Annotated in this window: 16 protein-coding genes; 9 read left to right on the forward strand and 7 right to left on the reverse strand. The window is 64.6% G+C overall.

Annotated elements, in window-relative coordinates:
* Positions 1-110: 110 nt before the first annotated feature.
* The gene (locus OCX61_RS06770; RefSeq protein ID WP_261943127.1) at positions 111-1,172 is read left to right on the forward strand and encodes an AraC family transcriptional regulator; all 1,062 of its coding nucleotides are present in this window, start codon (positions 111-113) and stop codon (positions 1,170-1,172) included.
* Here OCX61_RS06770 and OCX61_RS06775 read toward each other — a convergent pair.
* Complete coding sequence (locus OCX61_RS06775) at positions 1,129-2,583, reverse strand: TrkH family potassium uptake protein (protein ID WP_261943128.1); 1,455 nt, start codon at positions 2,581-2,583, stop codon at positions 1,129-1,131. The two genes, OCX61_RS06770 and OCX61_RS06775, sit on opposite strands and share 44 nt — an antisense overlap.
* A 102-nt stretch (positions 2,584-2,685) precedes the next feature.
* On the opposite strand from OCX61_RS06775, the gene OCX61_RS06780 reads away from it, so the two are divergent.
* Positions 2,686-3,243 (forward strand): nitroreductase family protein, encoded by a 558-nt coding sequence (locus OCX61_RS06780; protein ID WP_261943129.1) that lies wholly within the window; start codon positions 2,686-2,688, stop codon positions 3,241-3,243.
* 134 nt (positions 3,244-3,377) lie between these two features.
* On the opposite strand, the gene OCX61_RS06785 is transcribed toward OCX61_RS06780, so the two are convergent.
* The 5 genes from OCX61_RS06785 to OCX61_RS06805 all read right to left on the reverse strand — a co-directional run bounded on the left by OCX61_RS06785 (position 3,378) and on the right by OCX61_RS06805 (position 7,021).
* Positions 3,378-4,715: a sensor histidine kinase gene (locus tag OCX61_RS06785; RefSeq protein WP_261943130.1), complete on the reverse strand. Its 1,338-nt coding sequence runs from the start codon at positions 4,713-4,715 to the stop codon at positions 3,378-3,380.
* Positions 4,716-4,775: 60 nt separating this feature from the next.
* Positions 4,776-5,192, reverse strand: a complete 417-nt coding sequence (locus tag OCX61_RS06790) for a Spy/CpxP family protein refolding chaperone (RefSeq protein ID WP_261943131.1) — start codon at positions 5,190-5,192, stop codon at positions 4,776-4,778.
* Between the two features lie 124 nt (positions 5,193-5,316).
* Positions 5,317-5,994 (reverse strand): response regulator transcription factor, encoded by a 678-nt coding sequence (locus OCX61_RS06795; RefSeq protein WP_027921069.1) that lies wholly within the window; start codon positions 5,992-5,994, stop codon positions 5,317-5,319.
* A gap of 132 nt (positions 5,995-6,126) precedes the next feature.
* A complete protein-coding gene (locus tag OCX61_RS06800) occupies positions 6,127-6,426 on the reverse strand; it encodes a YciI family protein (protein ID WP_008091826.1) in 300 nt (99 codons plus the stop codon).
* 1 nt (position 6,427) lies between these two features.
* Positions 6,428-7,021: a septation protein A gene (locus OCX61_RS06805; protein ID WP_261943132.1), complete on the reverse strand. Its 594-nt coding sequence runs from the start codon at positions 7,019-7,021 to the stop codon at positions 6,428-6,430.
* Between the two features lie 67 nt (positions 7,022-7,088).
* Here OCX61_RS06805 and OCX61_RS06810 point away from each other — a divergent pair, with 67 nt between their 5' ends.
* The 6 genes from OCX61_RS06810 (at position 7,089) to OCX61_RS06835 (ending at position 13,778) form a co-directional block, all read left to right on the forward strand.
* Complete coding sequence (locus OCX61_RS06810) at positions 7,089-7,949, forward strand: PHP domain-containing protein (protein WP_261943133.1); 861 nt, start codon at positions 7,089-7,091, stop codon at positions 7,947-7,949.
* A 13-nt stretch (positions 7,950-7,962) separates the two neighbouring features.
* Positions 7,963-8,592: an L-threonylcarbamoyladenylate synthase gene (locus OCX61_RS06815; protein WP_261943134.1), complete on the forward strand. Its 630-nt coding sequence runs from the start codon at positions 7,963-7,965 to the stop codon at positions 8,590-8,592.
* Positions 8,589-9,458 (forward strand): segregation and condensation protein A, encoded by an 870-nt coding sequence (locus OCX61_RS06820; protein ID WP_510177790.1) that lies wholly within the window; start codon positions 8,589-8,591, stop codon positions 9,456-9,458. Before OCX61_RS06815 ends, OCX61_RS06820 begins: the two co-directional genes overlap by 4 nt.
* Positions 9,445-10,212, forward strand: a complete 768-nt coding sequence (gene scpB, locus OCX61_RS06825) for an SMC-Scp complex subunit ScpB (protein ID WP_261943135.1) — start codon at positions 9,445-9,447, stop codon at positions 10,210-10,212. Before OCX61_RS06820 ends, scpB begins: the two co-directional genes overlap by 14 nt.
* Positions 10,213-10,485: 273 nt before the next feature.
* Positions 10,486-11,628, forward strand: coding sequence for a 23S rRNA pseudouridine(2605) synthase RluB (rluB, locus tag OCX61_RS06830; protein WP_261943136.1), 1,143 nt, complete (start codon positions 10,486-10,488; stop codon positions 11,626-11,628).
* Between the two features lie 731 nt (positions 11,629-12,359).
* Positions 12,360-13,778, forward strand: coding sequence for an amino acid permease (locus OCX61_RS06835; RefSeq protein ID WP_261943137.1), 1,419 nt, complete (start codon positions 12,360-12,362; stop codon positions 13,776-13,778).
* Between the two features lie 85 nt (positions 13,779-13,863).
* On the opposite strand, the gene OCX61_RS06840 is transcribed toward OCX61_RS06835, so the two are convergent.
* Complete coding sequence (locus OCX61_RS06840) at positions 13,864-14,748, reverse strand: LysR substrate-binding domain-containing protein (RefSeq protein WP_261943138.1); 885 nt, start codon at positions 14,746-14,748, stop codon at positions 13,864-13,866.
* Between the two features lie 152 nt (positions 14,749-14,900).
* On the opposite strand from OCX61_RS06840, the gene ydiJ reads away from it, so the two are divergent.
* Positions 14,901-17,921: a D-2-hydroxyglutarate dehydrogenase YdiJ gene (gene ydiJ / locus OCX61_RS06845; RefSeq protein ID WP_261943139.1), complete on the forward strand. Its 3,021-nt coding sequence runs from the start codon at positions 14,901-14,903 to the stop codon at positions 17,919-17,921.
* The last annotated feature ends 92 nt before the right edge of the window (positions 17,922-18,013 follow it).

The following is an 18,013-nucleotide window of genomic DNA, read 5'->3' on the forward strand; positions in this document are numbered from 1 at the left end:
GGAGCCTGAATCGAGTCTAGAGTGATTGGCGGGGCCGGCCAGTGACAATAGGCGCCAAATAAGTATCCTTGAGGTTAATCGCATGAAGCGGTCAGCATAAGAAGCCTGCCATGAGCGAAAGAACCACATCGGCCAGCTGGGCATCAGGGATTGTCAAGGCGCTGGAGCTGGAAGGGCTCGACTGCCCGGCCATGTTCAAGCAGTTGGGGCTTGATTTCGCTGCACTCGACGACCCGGATGCACGTTTTCCGCAGGACTCCATGACCCGCCTCTGGCAGCTGGCGGTCGAACTGTCGGGCAACGAAGCCATTGGCCTGAACATGGCGCGGGTGGTGCGCCCGGCCTCCTTCCACGTGGTGGGCTACGCACTGATGTCCAGCCGCACCCTGGCCGAAGGGTTCGAACGGCTGGTGCGCTACCAGCGCATCATCGCCGAAAGCTCCGACCTGAGTTTTGTCCTTGGCCCCGAAGGCTATTCACTGATTCTGACCGTGCATGGCGACCACCTGCCGCCCACCCGCCATAGCGCCGAAGCATCGCTGGCCTGCGCACTGGCCCTGTGCAAATGGCTGAGTGGGCGACCGGTGCAGCCACGGCGGGTGCTGGTGCAAGGGCCGCAACCGAAGAATATCGAGCCGTACAAGGTGGCGTTCCATTCCCCGCTGGTGTTCGGTGCGCCGCACGATGCCCTGGTGTTCGAGCGGGCCGACATGGAAGCGCCATTGCCCACCGCCAACGAAGCCATGGCCATCCTGCATGATCGCTTTGCCGGTGAGTACCTCGCGCGCTTTTCGGAGAGCCGCGTGACTCACCGCGTGCGCCAGGTCTTGTGCCGCATCCTGCCGCAAGGCGAACCCAAGCGCGAAACCCTGGCCCAGGCCCTGCACCTGTCCCAGCGCACCTTGCAGCGCCGGCTGCAGGAAGAGGGCACCAGTTTCCAGACCTTGCTCGACGACACCCGCCGCGAGCTGGCCGAGCAATACCTGGCCCAGCCAGGCATGACCCTGCTGGAAACTGCCTACTTGCTAGGCTTTGCCGACCCGAGCAATTTCTACCGGGCGTTCCGCCGCTGGTTCGATGTGACCCCCAGTGAATACCGTGCCCGGCTGGGTACCGAGCCTGCCGAGGTCAGTGACGCCAGAACGCCGGCATACACAACACCAGCACCGTGATGATCTCCAGGCGCCCCAGCAGCATGCCGGTGGCAAGGATCCACTTGGCGGCATCCGGCAGCGTCGAGTAGTTGCCCGAAGGGCCGACCACTTCACCCAGGCCCGGGCCGACGCCCGACACCGTGCCGGCGGCGCCAGTCAGTGCGGTCATCCAGTCCACGCCCAGCAGCGACAGCAGCAGGGCCATCACGCAGATGGTGATGGCGAAGAAGAACGAGAAGGTCAGGATCGAGCGCACGATCTCTTCGTCCAGGCGATGGCCGTTGTATTTCTGCTTGATCACCGCGCGCGGGTGGATCAGCTGGTTGAGGCTGGCCTTGAGCAGGATGTAGGCCACCTGGAAACGGAAAATCTTGATACCGCCGGCCGTGGAGCCGGAACAGCCACCGACGAAGCCCAGGTAGAAGAACAGCATCAGCGAGAAGTTGCCCCACAGGCTGTAATCGCCCAGGGCAAAGCCGGTGGTGGTGACCACCGAGGTCACGTTCAGTGCCACGTGGCGCAGGGCGTCGAGCCAGTGCAGGTTGGTGGTGTACCAGTACCAGGTGCCGAGCACGATCCAGGTCACCACCAGCATGCCCAGCAGGCCTTGCACCTGTTGGTCGCGGATCAGCGCCTTGCGGTTGCCGCGCAGGGTTGCCACGTACAGGGTGAAGGGCAGGCTGCCAAGGATCATCACCACCACCGCGACCCAGTGCACGGCAGGGATGTCCCATTTGGCCAGCGACTGGTCAGAGGTGGAAAAACCGCCGGTGGAGATCGCCGACATGGCGTGGTTGATGGCATCGAACGGGCTCATGCCGGCCCACCAGAAGGCCAGTGCGCCAAAGATCGAGAAGCCGACGTACACGCCTACGATCGATTTGGCGACCATGTGCGAGCGCGGCATGACCTTTTCCGAGCGGTCCGACGATTCGGTCTGGAACAGGCGCATGCCACCGATACGCAGCAGCGGCAGGATCGCCACCGCCATGGCGATGAAGCCGATGCCGCCGAGCCAGTGCAGCATCGAGCGCCACATCAGGATGCCCGGTGACATGGTGTCCAGCCCGCTGAGCACGGTGGCGCCGGTGGCGGTGATGCCGGACATGCTCTCGAAGAAGGCGTCGGTGTAGCTGATGTGCTGGGTCAGCAGGAAGGGCAGGGCGGCGAAGACGCACACCACCACCCAGCTGCTGACGGTCAGCAGGTACATGTCCCGCGGGCGCAGGTGGACGTGCTCGGGGCGGCCCTGCAGGACCATGGCCAGGCCGGCGATGAAGGTGATCAGGCTGGACCAGAGAAACGACGGCATGTCGCCGGTGCGTTCGAAGACCACCAGGGTCGCCATGGGCACGACCATGCTGACCGCCAGGGTGATCAGGAAGATGCCGATGATGAAACCAATGATCCTTAAGGTCGGCAACGCCATGTGATCTGCTCTGACTCGAAACGGAAGGGCGCCATTCTACCTATGGGTCTGGTGATGTAAACGCTAGAATGGCCGCACATTTACCTGCCAGGAGGGTAGCCGATGGAGGCTCTCGACGCATTGCTCAACCGTGTTTCCGTGCCACGCCTGACCGACCCTGCGCCCAACGAGGCCCAGCGTGAGGCGCTGTTCCAGGCCGCCTTGCGCGCACCGGACCACGGTCAGCTGCGGCCGTGGCGCTTCCTGACCATCGAGGGTCAGGGCCGCGACAAGCTCGGTGAACTGTTCGCCGAAGCGCTGCAGCGCAAGGGCGATGCCAGCCAGGCTGCGCTGGACAAGGCACGGGCGATGCCGCTGCGTGCGCCGTTGCTGATCGTGGTGATCGCCAAGCTGCAGGATCACTTCAAGGTACCCAAGTCCGAGCAGCGCCTGGCGGCGGGTTGCGCGGCCCACGGCATCCTGATTGCGGCGCATGCCCAGGGGATCGGCGCAGTGTGGCGAACTGGCGACATGGCCTTCGACGCCCACGTGCACAAGGGCTTGGGCTTGGCCGAGAACGAGGAGTTGATCGGTTACCTGTATGTCGGCACGCCGCTGACCGAGCCGCGCACGGCGCCGATACTCGAAACTGCCGAGTACGTCAGTACCTGGGGCGAATGACCCAGGGGGCCGCTTTGCGGCCCATCGCCGGCAAGCGCGGCTCCCACAGGTACAGCGCTGACCTCAAGGGATGTGCAGTACCTGTGGGAGCTGCGCTTGCCGGCGAAGGGCTGCAAAGCAGCCCCGGCATTCTGTCAGGTGGCAGCAATGTTCTCAGGCAACTCCAACCGGGCCACGAATCCACCCTGCGGGTGATTCTCCAGCACCAGGCTGCCGCCATGCCGCTCTGCCGCCTTGCGCGCGATCGCCAGGCCCAGCCCATGCCCCGCTGCCTCCTGCCCCGGCGCCCGGAAGAACGGCTCACCCAACTGCGCCAAGTGCTCCGGCGCCGCGCCTGGCCCATGGTCGCGCACGCTCAGCACGATCTTCTCTTGCTCACGCTTCGCGCTGATCTCGATCGGCTGCCCCTGCGGGTTGAAGCGCAGGGCATTGCGCACCAGGTTGTCCACGGCACGCTCGATCAGCGTCGGCCAGCCTTGCAGGGTCAACCCAGGCTGGGCCTCCAGCTTCACTTCCTGCTCCGGCGCGCTGAGCTGAGCGTCCTTGCGCACGCTGCCCAGCAGCGCGTTGAGGTCGACGGGTTCGGCATGGGCCTGCTCGGCATCGACCCTGGCCAATGTCAGGATTTCGCTGATCAGGTCTTCCAGGCGGTCGCATTCACGGGTCAGGCGTGGCCACAGGGCCTGGCGCTGTTCGGTTTCGGCGCGCTCGGCAAGGGCCAGGGCAATGCGCAGGCGGGCCAGCGGTGAGCGCAGTTCGTGGGACACGTCGCGCAGCAGCTGGCGCTGGCTGCCGATCAGGCTCTGCAGGCGCGCGCCCATCTTGTTGAAGTCCTTGGCCAGCACACCGAACTCGTCGCGCCGGGCGGCCAGGCGTGCCAAGCTGTTCTGTTGGTAGGTGGCCTGGCCAAGGTCATGCACGGCGCCGCGCAGGCGGCTGAGCGGGCGGGTGATGGACAGGGTCACCAGCAGGCTGAACAAGGTCAGCACCACCAAGGCGATGCCCAGGGCACTCAATGGCCACAGCAGGCTCTCGCGGTGCCAGGCGTCCAGTTCCGGGTGCGGGATGCGGTAGATCAGCAGGTAGGTCTCGCCGCTGTCGGGGCTGGTGTATTCCTCGGTCAGGCGGCGCCACGGCAGGCGGCGCTCGTCATTGTGCTGGCGTGCCTCGAACGCTGCCGCGCGGCGCGGGAAGGTGCCGGGCACCACGGCATCACCGCTGTCGTCGAGCACCTGCACATCGATCTTGTAGCGCTGCTTGCGTCGTTCCAGGAAGGCCTGGGCAGACTCCAGGCCTTCCTGCTCATAATGCTTGGCCCAATGGCTGGCCATGGTTTTCAGGCCCGGGTGGCGGCTGAGGATCCAGGCATCCTGGTTGAGCATGTGGCCCAGCAGGATCGACAGGCCCGCGACCAGGGTGATAGCCAGCCAGAAGCTGGCCAGGATGCGCCAGAACAGAGAACGCAAGAGCACCTCCTGTAAACGGGAAAAGCCCGGCCCGCTTGAGGGCGGGCCGGGCATTGGTGGCACAGCTTACTGGGCCTTGGCAGCTTTTTCAGCTTTCCAGGTCTGGAACTCTTGCCATTCAGCCTTGCGTGCTTCGCGTTCCTTCTGCAGTTCGTCGAACTTCTTCTGCTGGTCAGGCTTGAGCAGCGCGCGGACCTGGCTGTCGGTCTTGTCGTGGCTGGCCTTGAGTTCGTCCTTCATGGCCTTCTGCTCGGCGGCCGGCAGCTTGTTCAGGTAGCGCTCGGTGATTTCGCGGCGGTTCTGCATCTGCTCGCCCATCAGCTTGCCGATCTGCTGGCGCTGGTCGCGGCTCAGGTCCAGTTGGGCGAAAGGCGCATCACCGCGATGATGTGGGCCGTCGTGACGCTGGCCGCCTTCAGGCATGGCCATGGCCACGGTTGGCAGGGCGGCGGCGAACATCAGGGCGATAAGGGTCTTGCGCATGGTGTCTCTCCTCTCATGGGCCGGTGTTTACCGGATGAGCTCAGTCTAGGGAGATCAAGGTCAAGCGCAGTCAGCGCAGCGTAAAGGCAGGGTAAAGATGGGGCGCAGGCGGCCCCATGCGGGTTTACAGGCTGTAGTAGTAACCACGGCTACGCAATGCGACGATCCGCGGCCGCCCATCGGCATGCGGGCCGACTTTCTTGCGCAGGTTGCTGACGTGCATGTCCAGGCTGCGGTCATACAGGGTGAGCTTGCGCCCCAGGGCGATCTGCGCCAGCTCCTGCTTGTCCAGCGGCTCGCCCGGCTGGCGCAGCAGCGCTTCGAGAATGCGGCTTTCGGACAGGGTCAGGCTCATGTCGCGGCCATCGATGCTGACTACGCCGCGCACCGGGCTGAACGCCAGGTCACCGATCTCCAGCTGGGTGGTGGTGGCAGTGGGGTGGCTGCGGCGCAGCACGGCGCGCAGGCGGGCGGTGAGCTCACGGGGGTCGCAGGGCTTGGCCAGGTAATCATCAGCACCCAGCTCCAGGCCGAGGATGCGGTCCAGAGGCTCGCCACGGGCCGACAACATCAGCACCGGCAGCTCGGCATGTTCGCTGCGCAGCTGCTTGAGCAGCTCCAGGCCGCTGCCGTCGGGCAGCATCACATCCAGCACCACGGCCGCCGGGGCATGCTCGGCCAAGGCCTGGCGCGCGCTCTGGCCATCGTGGCAGGCGCGTACCGCAAACCCTTCCTGGGTCAGCCAGCTGCCGAGCAGCTCGCAGAGTTCCTGGTCATCATCAATCAGTAACAGCTCGCTCATGACTCACTCAATTCAACCATTGACGGCGTCTTCTGTGTCCGCCAGTGGCAAAGATACCGCAGACTGAGGACGTACGTGCAATTTGAGCGGGGGAAGCCGCGTCGCCTTCTTCGCGGGCGACGCGGTATCAGGTCAAGGCAGGACTTGCTTGAACGGCTTGACGATGACCTTGTCGTACACGCCCGCGGCAATGTACGGGTCGGCGTCGGCCCAGGCCTGGGCGGCGGCCAGGGAATCGAACTCGGCGACGATCAGGCTGCCGCTGAAACCGGCTTCACCCGGGTCGTTGCTGTCGATGGCCGGGTGCGGGCCGGCCAGCACCACGCGGCCTTCGGCCTTGAGCTGTTGCAGGCGCTCGATGTGCGCCGGGCGTGCGGCCAGGCGTTTTTCCAGGGAGTTCGCGACGTCGCTGGCGATAATGGCGTAGAGCATGTCAATCCTTGGGTTTGGAGGTGGAAGGGTCGTCGTGCAGGTGACGCGACAGGTACACGCCCTGGGCCACCAGGAAGATCACGGTCATGCCCAGGCTGCCGAACACCTTGAAGTCGACCCAGAAGTTCTGGAAGGTGAAGGCGACGAACAGGTTGGCGGCGCCGCAGAACACGAAGAAGGCGATCCAGGCCACGTTCAGGCGCGACCAGATGGCATCGGGCAGGGTCAGCGCGTGGCCCATGATGCGCTTGATCAGCACCCGGTCACCGATGAAGTGGCTGCCGGCAAAGCCCAGGGCGAACAGCCAGTTGACCACCGGCGCCTTCCACTTGAGGAAGGTTTCGCTGTGGAAAGTCAGGGTCAGGCCGCCGAACACCAGGCAGGCGATCAGGGTCAGCCACTGGCCCTTTTCCAGCTTGCGCTGGCGCAGGAACAGCGCGCCGTACACCACCAGCGAGCTGATGATCAGCATTGCCGTGGCGCTGTAGATGCCGCCGAATTCGAAGCTGTGGCCTGCAACGTCCATCGGGCGTGGGTCGAGCTTGTAGACGATGAAGAACAGCAGCAGCGGGATGAAATCGATGAATTGTTTCACAATGGCAGCCAGAATCGGGATGTGACGGCATAATAACAAACATCGATTCCAGCGAAAGCGCTCCTCCATGAATGTTGATCTGCACTGTCACAGCACGGCCTCCGACGGCGCCCTGTCGCCCACGGACCTGGTCGCCCGGGCCCAAGAGCACGGGGTGCAAACGCTGGCACTGACTGACCACGATACCCTCGAAGGCCTGCCCGAGGCGCGCCAGGCCTGCCATGCGCGCGGCATGCATTGGATCAGCGGGGTAGAGCTGTCGTGCACCTGGGGTGGCGCGACCATTCACGTGCTGGGCTACAACTTCCCGCTCGACGCGCCGCCCTTGCTCCAGGCCATCGAGGCCCTGCACCGTGGCCGCTGGTTGCGTGCCGAAGAAATCGACAAACGGTTGGCGGCCAAGGGCATGCCCGGTGCCCTGGATGGCGCGCGCGCCGTGCAGCAGGAACTGGGGGACAGCGGTAACGCCCCGGCGCGGCCGCATTTTGCCGAATTCATGGTGCGCGCGGGCCATGTCAAGGACCGTGCCGAGGCCTTTCGCAAGTGGTTGGGGGCCGGCAAGCTGGGCGATGTCAAACAGCACTGGCCAACGCTCGAGGAAACTGTCTCCACCCTTCGCCAGTCCAACGCTTGGGTGAGCCTTGCGCACCCGATGCACTACGATCTGACCCGCAGCAAGCGCAGGCGGCTGATTGCCGACTATATTCAGGCAGGCGGGCAGGCACTTGAAGTGGTCAACGGGATGATGCCGGCCGAGCAGGTGGGCACGATGTCCATCCTTACTCGTGAGTTCGGCCTGCTGGCAAGCGCTGGCAGCGATTTCCACGGCCCCGGCACCTGGGGCGAGATCGGTGCCTACCGGCCATTGCCCGAGGACTTGCCACCTCTGTGGCGTCGATTCAGCCATGAACAGCCTATGGCGCTATGAACAGGATGACTTCGTGAGCCAATTTTTCCAGATTCATCCGGAGAACCCGCAGCCGCGCCTGATCCGCCAGGCGGTGGAGATCATCCGCAAGGGTGGCGTGGTGGTCTATCCGACCGACTCGGCCTATGCCCTGGGTTGCCAGATCGGCGACAAGGCGGCGATCGAGCGGGTTCGCCGCCTGCGCGGCCTGGACAAGACCCACAACTTCACCCTGATGTGTTGCGACATGTCGCAGCTGGGGCTGTACGCCAAGGTCGACACCGGCACCTTCCGCCTGCTCAAGGCCCATGTGCCTGGGCCGTACACCTTCATCCTCAACGGTACCCGCGAAGTGCCGCGCCTGCTGCTGCATGAAAAGCGCCGCACCATCGGCCTGCGCGTGCCGGACCATGGCATCACCCTGGCGCTGCTGGCCGAACTGGGCGAGCCGTTGATGAGCGTGAGCCTGATCCTGCCCGGCGACAGCGAGCCGATGACCGACCCGTACGAGATCCGCGAGCGCCTGGAACACCATGTCGACCTGGTCATCGATGGTGGCTTCGGCGACCTCAAGGCCTCGACCATCATTGACCTGTCCGGCGACGAGCCTGAACTGATCCGTGAAGGCTGCGGCGACCCCACGCCGTTCATGGTCAACGCGTGAGCCAGGTGGAAGCACCCGAGGCGCCTGCCGAACAGGCAGACTTGCCAGCACAAGCGCCCCCCCAGCAGTTGCAGCTGGCCCTGGTCTACGGCGAAGCGCTGACCGAGATGCCGCTGGACTTGTACATCCCGCCGGACGCCCTGGAAGTCATCCTCGAAGCCTTCGAGGGCCCGCTGGACTTGCTGCTGTACCTGATCCGCAAGCAGAACATCGACATCCTCGACATCCCCGTGGCGGAGATCACCCGCCAGTACATGGGCTACGTCGAGCTGATGAAGAGCGTGCGCCTGGAGCTGGCTGCGGAGTACCTGGTGATGGCAGCCATGCTTGCCGAGATCAAGTCGCGCATGCTGTTGCCGCGATCGACCGAGGTCGAGGAAGAGGAGGGTGACCCACGCGCCGAGCTGATCCGCCGCCTGCAGGAGTACGAACGCTTCAAGGCTGCCGCCGAGGGTATCGATGAGCTGCCTCGGGTTGGCCGCGAGATCGTCGTGCCGCGCCTGGAAGCCCCGCAGGCCAAGGTGCGCAAGCTGCTGCCGCAGGTCAGCCTGGAAGAGCTGCTGGTGTCCATGGCCGAGGTCATGCGCCGCAACGACCTGTTCGAAAGCCACCAGATCACCCGCGAGACGCTGTCCACCCGCGAGCGCATGAGCGACGTGCTGGAACGTCTCAAGGGCGGCGCTTTCGTGCCGTTTGTCGAGCTGTTCACGCCCGAGGAGGGCAAGCTTGGCGTGGTGGTGACCTTCATGGCGATCCTTGAGCTGGTGAAGGAATCGCTGGTCGAACTGGTGCAGAATGAGCCCTTCGCGCCGATCCATGTGCGGCTGCGCCCCGAGTCTGTCGAAGAACCTGATGAATCTGAATGAACCCCGCGACCTGGCGTCGCTGATCGAAGCGTTCCTGCTCGCTTCGGGCAAGCCGCAGTCCCTTGAACGTCTCTACGAGCTGTTCGAAGAAGCCGAGCGCCCCGAACCGAAGGTGTTCCGCAAGGCCCTGGAAGTGCTTGGCAAGTCCTGCGCCGGGCGGGCCTTCGAGCTCAAGGAAGTGGCCACCGGTTACCGCCTGCAGATTCGCGAAGACTTCGCGCCCTGGGTTGGCCGGCTGTGGGAGGAGCGCCCGCAGCGGTATTCCCGGGCCCTGCTGGAAACCATGGCGTTGATCGCCTACCGCCAGCCCATCACCCGCGGCGAGATCGAGGATGTACGGGGCGTGGCGGTCAACAGCAACATCATCAAGACGTTGATGGAGCGCGAGTGGATTCGCGTTGTCGGCTACCGCGAGGTGCCCGGGCGCCCGGCGATGTTTGCCACCACCAAGGCGTTTCTCGATCACTTCAACCTCAAGAGCCTGGATGAACTGCCGGCGCTTGCCGAGCTGCGCGAAATGGAGCCGGAGCCGCTGCTGGACCCGGATGATGCCCCGGTGCCGGCGCACCTGCAGGCGTTGGCCGATGCCAGCTTGGGTGAAGAGGAGGTGGCTGAGCCGAAAGATGAGACCAGCTTCCGCACCCTGCTGGTAGAGCTGGATGCCATGGAGGAAGGGCTGAAGACCGACTTCGATGACCTGCGCGAGGAAGAGCCCGAGGCCTCGGTGGAGGAAGAGGGCAAGTCAGAGTCCTGACTTTTCCGCTGTCTGTGCCGGCCCTTTCGCGGGTAAACCCGCTCCCACAGGTAGGTCACATCCCTGAGTGCGCTGCAGTACCTGTGGGAGCGGGCTTGCCCGCGAAAGGGCCGGCACTGGCCACACATCACCATTAGGCAGAATTCACTCGCAAAGCCGACAAAACCCTCTACCCTGCAGTGCGTTCCCCCAGCGAACCGCGTATGATGCGCGGCCTTTTGGCGCGTTCGTCGCCAGAACCCTGATTTCATTCCTACACCGGGAGGTGCCCAGATGAGTGAGCAAGACCTGCAAAATACCGAAATCACCCCGCCAGCCGGCGAAAAGCTGCAGAAAGTGCTGGCGCGCATCGGCGTCGGTTCGCGCCGTGACGTCGAAGCCTGGATCAGCCAGGGCCGCATCAAGGTCAACGGCGTCGAGGCCACCCTCGGCCTGCGCGTCGACCTGCATGACGCCATCACCGTCGACGGCAAGCTGATCAAGCGCGAAGAGGCCGCCGAGGCCACCCGCCGGGTGATCATGTACAACAAGCCCGATGGCGAGATCTGCACCCGTGACGACCCGGAAGGTCGCCCGACCGTGTTCGACCGCCTGCCGCGGCCGAAAGAAGGCCGCTGGATCAACATCGGCCGCCTGGACATCAACACCACGGGCTTGCTGCTGTTCACCACCGACGGTGAGCTGGCCAACCGCCTGATGCACCCGTCCTACGAGATGGACCGCGAATACGCCGTGCGTGTACGGGGTGAAGTCGACGACGAGATGATCGATCGCCTGAAGGCGGGCGTGATGCTCGAAGACGGCCCGGCCAAGTTCACCGACATCCAGAAGGCGCCGGGTGGCGAAGGCTTCAACCACTGGTACCACTGCGTGGTGATGGAAGGCCGCAACCGTGAAGTGCGCCGCCTGTGGGAGTCCCAGGGCATGGTGGTCAGCCGCCTGAAGCGCGTGCGTTTCGGCCCTGTGTTCCTCAACTCCGACCTGCCGATGGGCCGCTGGCGTGAAATGAGCCAGGGCGAAATCGACATTCTCGCCGCTGAAGTGGGCCTGCAGCCGGTGGCGCTGCCGGCCATGAACCTCAAGGCCAAGGACAAGATGGAGCGCCTGCAGCGCAAGTCGAGCCGGCCAATGGGGCGCAACGAGCGCGTGCGCAGCCTGCGCCCGGCCCATGACGGCGGCGCTGCTGCCGCTGAGCGCCCGGCACGCCAGCCGCGAGATACTTCGGGTGAACGCCCGGCGCGTCAGCCACGAGATGCCTCCGGTGAGCGCCCTGCACGTCAGTCCCGTGACGAAGCGCCGCGCAAAGGCAGCCGCGGCAGCGCCGTGGCCGAGCGCCCGAGCGAGATGCGCAAGCGCCCTGGCAAGCCTGACGGTGACAAGGCGGCCGGTCGCGGTCGCGGCAAGCCTCGCGGCTGATGGGTCACAGCGGTAACAAGAACCAGCCTTCGGGCTGGTTTTTTTATGCCTGCAAGATTTTGGGGCTGCTGCGCAGCCCATCGCCGGCAAGCGCGGCTCCCACATTGACCGTGTAAACCTGCTTTTGTGGGAGCCGCGCTTGCCGGCGATGGGCCGCAAAGCGGCCCCAAGATATTGAAGGAAAAGAATTTTTCGGACGACTGGCAAGTTTTCAAACCACCCCGTAAAGAAAGTTATACAGAGTTGCTCGAGTTCAGCCACGATTTCGGATTTTTCCTTTTCGCGTAAACAAAACTTGCCGCATCACCTGCCTTGAAACCCCAGCCTTGCCCCTGTCCAGTCTTGCCCAAACCCCCGTACCACGGTGATATAGCGCTCATTGCCGTGTGCAAGAGCCCGTCCGCAGAGCCGGGCTGACAAAACAACAAATGGAGGCGCCATGTACGCCGATCACTTCGCCTTTTCAGGCTCTTACCACAGGATCGCTGCGTTTTTTCCCGAGGAAACGATGCAACGCGTTGACGCCTGCGCGTTTGCAGGGGTATACAGTGCGCCGCGTTTTACCTGTGACCCTCTTGCGTACCGCGCACTCCTGCCCACACCTGGCTGATCCGCCCCGGCGGTATCCGTTGGCAGGAAACCCAAGGTAACCACCTTGCCCATTCCGCTGCGCCACGAGCGCGGTGGGTCCGATTCCGTCACAGATAAAAACAATGCAGGTGACTTCGTTCATGAGTGGACAAAACATGCATTCAGGCGAGCTCAAGCGGGGCCTGAAGAACCGCCACATCCAGTTGATCGCCCTTGGCGGCGCGATTGGTACCGGCCTGTTCCTCGGCTCGGCAGGCGTGATGAAATCCGCCGGCCCGTCGATGATCCTCGGTTACGCCATCTGCGGCTTCATCGCCTTCATGATCATGCGCCAACTCGGCGAGATGATCGTCGAAGAGCCGGTGGCCGGCTCGTTCAGCCACTTTGCGCACACCTACTGGGGCGGCTTCGCCGGTTTCCTGTCGGGCTGGAACTGCTGGGTGCTGTACATCCTGGTGGGCATGTCGGAACTGTCGGCGGTGGGCAAGTACGTGCACTACTGGTGGCCGGAGATCCCGACCTGGGTCACGGCGGCCGCGTTCTTCGTGCTGATCAACGCCATCAACCTGATGAACGTGAAGTTCTTCGGTGAGGCCGAGTTCTGGTTCGCCATCATCAAGGTCGTGGCCATCGTCAGCATGATTGGCCTGGGTGCCTACCTGCTGACCAGCGGCAACGGTGGCCCTGACGCTTCGGTGAGCAACCTGTGGAGCCACGGTGGCTTCTTCCCGCACGGTGTCAGCGGCCTGGTGATGGCCCTGGCGTTCATCATGTTCTCGTTCGGTGGCCTGGAAATGCTCGGCTTCACCGCCGCCGAGGCCGACAAGCCGAAGACCGTGATCCCGAAGGCGATCAACCAGGTCATCTACCGCATCCTGATCTTCTATGTCGGTGCCTTGGTCGTGCTGCTGTCGCTGACCCCATGGGACAACCTGGTCGCCAGCATCGACGCGTCCGGCGGCAGCTACGGCAGCAGCCCGTTCGTCCAGGTGTTCTCGCTGCTGGGCAGCGATGTGGCGGCCAACCTGCTGAACTTCGTGGTCCTGACTGCGGCGCTGTCGGTGTACAACAGCGGCACCTACTGCAACGCGCGGATGCTGCTGGGCATGGCCGAGCAGGGTGATGCTCCGGCTTCGCTGGCCAAGGTCGACAAGCGTGGCGTACCGGTGCGTTCGATCCTGGTGTCGGCGGCCGTGACCCTGATTGCGGTGCTGCTCAACTACCTGATGCCGCAGAATGCGCTGGAGCTGCTGATGTCGCTGGTGGTCGCGACCCTGGTGATCAACTGGGCGATGATCAGCTACTCGCACCTGAAGTTCCGCCAGCACCTTGACCGCGTTGGCCAGAAGCCGCTGTTCAAGGCGCTGTGGTACCCGTACGGCAACTACCTGGTGCTGGCCTTCGTGGTGCTGATCCTCGGCATCATGCTGATGATTCCGGGCATCCAGGTGTCGGTGTATGCGATCCCGGTATGGCTGGCAGCGATGCTGATTGCCTACCTGCTCAAGGGCAAGCGCCGGCCACTGGCCAATGGCACTGCCGGTACCGTGGCCAAGTAAGCCGCTGGTTGATTGAAGAAACCCGATACCAGGTGACTGGCATCGGGTTTTTGTTGCCTGTTCCGGCCTCTTCGCGGGGCAGGATTCAGATCTGTTCCAGCAGCCAACTGCGAAATGCCCTCAGTGAAGGCAGTGCTTCATTGCGCGGCGGATAGATCAGGTAATAACTGCGCTGGCTGGCAAACGCCGCCCCTGGGCTGAACAGTTCGCCTTTGGCCAGCTCTTCCTCCACCAGAATCCTCGGTACCAGGCCGATGCCAATCCCGGCCCGCACGGCCTGAATCAGGTGCGAGGTCAGTTCGAAGCTCGGCCCCAGGCGCATCGCCCGGTGCGGCAAGCCGTGGTGGGAAAACCACTCGCCCCAGGCATGGGGGTTGTTGGCCACGTTCAGCAGGACCTCTTCACTGACCCGAGCCGGGCCCCAGCCAAGGCCATCGCCACCTGCCTCGGGCGGCAGGATCACCACCAGTTCCTCGGCATGCAGCCGGTGGCAGATCAAGCCCGGCAGGTCATGGCTGGCCACGCCGATGGCGGCGTCGATCTCGCTGGTGTCGAAATTGATCGCTTCGATACGTGAATGAATGTGCACGAGCATGCCCGGGTGGGCGCTGTAGAACGCATGCAGGCGCGGCAGCAGCCACTTCGAGCCGAAGGTGGGCAGGGTCGCCAGGCGCAGGGTGCCGACCCCGGACTGGTAGGCCAGCGCCTGCAAGGTGGCGCTACGGATGCGCCCCAGTGCTTCGCTCAGCTCGCGCTGGTACAGCCTGCCAACGTCGGTCAGCTGGACCTGGCGGCCTTCGCGGCGGAACAGGGTCAGGCCCAGTTGCTGCTCCAGCGCCTGTACCTGGCGGCTGACCGCGCTCTGGGTCAGCGACAGTTCGGCAGCGGCGCGGGTGTAGCTTTCATGCCGGGCGGCGGCCTCGAAAGCCAGCAGCAGCGACATGGACGGTGTCAGGTGGCGGTAATTCATTCATAAAAGTCATTGATAGCGGCAGGATTATCCGTTTGCCCCTGAAGCGAAACTACAGGAACATTGACCTATACGTCATCCCTGCATGAAACAATGCATGCCGGCACGACAGGAATCCCGTGAATTAGCCCATATCAAGAGGCCATCCTTCGATGATCGCCCAGCTGTCGACCCTTGCGCCGAGCGCCAACTACCCTGAATTCCTCGAGGCCCTGCGCAACAGTGGCTTCCGTGGCCAGATCAGCGCCGACTACGGTACCCGTACGGTACTGGCCACCGACAACTCGATCTACCAGCGCTTGCCGCAGGCGGCGGTGTTCCCGCTGGACGCCGACGACGTGGCGCGGGTCGCCACGCTGATGGGCGAACCACGCTTCAAGGCGGTCAAGCTGACCCCGCGTGGCGGCGGAACCGGCACCAATGGCCAGTCGCTGACCGACGGCATCGTCGTCGACCTGTCGCGGCACATGAACCAGATCCTCGAAATCAATGTGCAGGAGCGCTGGGTGCGGGTCCAGGCGGGTACCGTCAAGGACCAGCTCAATGCCGCGCTCAAGCCCCACGGGCTGTTCTTCGCCCCTGAGCTGTCTACCTCCAACCGTGCCACCGTCGGCGGCATGATCAACACCGACGCCAGCGGCCAGGGCAGCTGCACTTACGGCAAGACCCGCGACCACGTGCTCGAGTTGCACAGCGTGCTGCTCGGCGGCGAGCGCCTGCACAGCCTGCCGATCGACGACGCCGCACTGGAGCAAGCCTGCGCCGCGCCTGGCCGGGTCGGCGAGGTGTACCGCATGGCCCGGGAGATCCAGGAAACCCAGGCCGAGCTGATCGAGACCACCTTCCCCAAGCTCAACCGCTGCCTGACCGGCTATGACCTGGCGCACCTGCGCGACGAGCAGGGCCGCTTCAACCTCAACAGCGTGCTGTGCGGCGCCGAAGGTTCGCTGGGCTATGTGGTCGAAGCCAAGCTCAATGTACTGCCGATCCCGAAATACGCGGTGCTGGTCAACGTGCGTTACACCAGCTTCATGGACGCCCTGCGCGATGCCAACGCACTGATGGCGCTCAAGCCACTGTCGATCGAAACGGTCGACTCCAAGGTGCTGATGCTGGCGATGAAGGACATCGTCTGGCACAGCGTGGCCGAATACTTCCCGGCCGACCCCGAGCGCCCGACCCTGGGCATCAACCTGGTGGAGTTCTGCGGTGACGAGCCGGCCGAGGTCAATGCCCGGGTCCAGGCGTTCATCGATCACCTGCAGCGCGACACCAGCGTCGAGCGCCTGGGCCACACCCTGGCCGAGGGTGCCGAGGCGGTGACCCGCGTCTACACCATGCGCAAGCGCTCGGTGGGCCTGCTCGGCAACGTCGAGGGCGAGGTGCGCCCGCAGCCTTTCGTTGAAGACACGGCCGTGCCGCCGGAGCAGCTGGCCGACTACATCGCCGACTTCCGCGCGCTGCTCGATGGCTATGGCCTGGCCTATGGCATGTTCGGCCACGTCGATGCCGGCGTGCTGCACGTGCGCCCGGCGCTGGACATGAAAGACCCGGCCCAGGCCGCGCTGGTCAAGCCGATTTCCGATGCCGTGGCGGCGCTGACCAAGCGTTACGGCGGCCTGCTGTGGGGCGAGCACGGCAAGGGCCTGCGTTCGGAATACGTGCCCGAGTACTTCGGCGAGCTGTACCCGGCGCTGCAGCGCCTGAAGGGCGCCTTCGACCCGCACAACCAGCTCAACCCAGGCAAGATCTGCACCCCGCCGGGCAGCGCCGAGGGCCTGACCCCGGTGGATGGCGTGACCCTGCGCGGCGACCTCGACCGCACCATCGACGAGCGGGTGTGGCAGGACTTCCCAAGCGCCGTGCACTGCAACGGCAACGGCGCCTGCTACAACTACGACCCCAACGACGCCATGTGCCCGTCGTGGAAGGCCACCCGTGAACGCCAGCACTCGCCCAAGGGCCGTGCCTCGCTGATGCGCGAATGGCTGCGCCTGCAGGGCGAGGCCAACATCGATGTGCTGGCAGCGGCGCGCAACAAGGTGTCGTGGCTCAAGGGGCTGCCGGCGCGGCTGCGCAACAACCGTGCACGCAACCAGGGCCAGGAAGACTTCTCCCATGAGGTGTACGACGCCATGGCTGGCTGCCTGGCGTGCAAGTCGTGCGCCGGGCAGTGTCCGATCAAGGTCAACGTGCCGGACTTCCGCTCGCGCTTCCTCGAGCTGTACCACGGCCGCTACCAGCGCCCGCTGCGTGACTACCTGATCGGCTCGCTGGAGTTCACCATCCCGTACCTGGCCCATGCCCCCGGCCTGTACAACGCCGTGATGGGCTCGAAGTGGGTGAGCAAGCTGCTGGCGGACAAGGTCGGCATGGTCGACAGCCCGCTGATCAGCCGCTTCAACTTCCAGTCGACCCTGACCCGCTGCCGTGTCGGCATGGCCAGCGTGCCGGCCCTGCGCGAGCTGACTCCGGCCCAGCGCGAGCGCAGCATCGTGCTGGTGCAGGATGCCTTCACCCGTTACTTCGAAACGCCGCTGCTCGCTGCGTTCATCGAACTGGCCCATCGCCTGGGGCACCGGGTGTTCCTGGCGCCGTACAGCGCCAACGGCAAGCCACTGCATGTGCAAGGCTTCCTCGGCGCTTTCGCCAAGGCGGCGATCCGTAATGCTGCCCAGCTCAAGGCCCTGGCTGACTGCGGCGTGCCGCTGGTGGGCCTGGACCCGGCGATGACCTTGGTCTATCGCCAGGAGTACCAGAAGGTGCCGGGGCTGGATGCCTGCCCGAACGTCCTGCTGCCACAGGAGTGGCTGATGGATGTGCTGCCGGAGCAGGCGCCTGCTGCGTCGGGCAACTTCCGCCTGATGGCGCACTGCACCGAGAAGACCAACGTGCCAGCCAGCACCCGGCAGTGGGAGCAGGTGTTTGCCCGTCTGGGGCTGAAACTGGTGACCGAGGCGACCGGCTGCTGCGGCATGTCCGGTACCTACGGGCACGAGGCGCGCAACCAGGAGACTTCGCGGACCATCTTCGAGCAGTCGTGGGCGACCAAGCTGGACAAGCAAGGTGAGGCGCTGGCGACCGGCTACTCGTGCCGCAGCCAGGTCAAGCGCATGACCGAGCGGCAGATGCGCCACCCTCTGGAAGTTGTGTTGCAGTACGCCAAGCGCTAACCCGCAAGGCCCTGTGGGCTGCTTCGCAGCCCATTCGCGGGCAAGCCCGCTCCCACAGGGGGACCACTGGGCCTGAGGTCAGTGCTCAACCT

The sequence above is a fragment of the Pseudomonas sp. LRP2-20 genome, from assembly GCF_024349685.1.
Lineage (GTDB): Bacteria > Pseudomonadota > Gammaproteobacteria > Pseudomonadales > Pseudomonadaceae > Aquipseudomonas.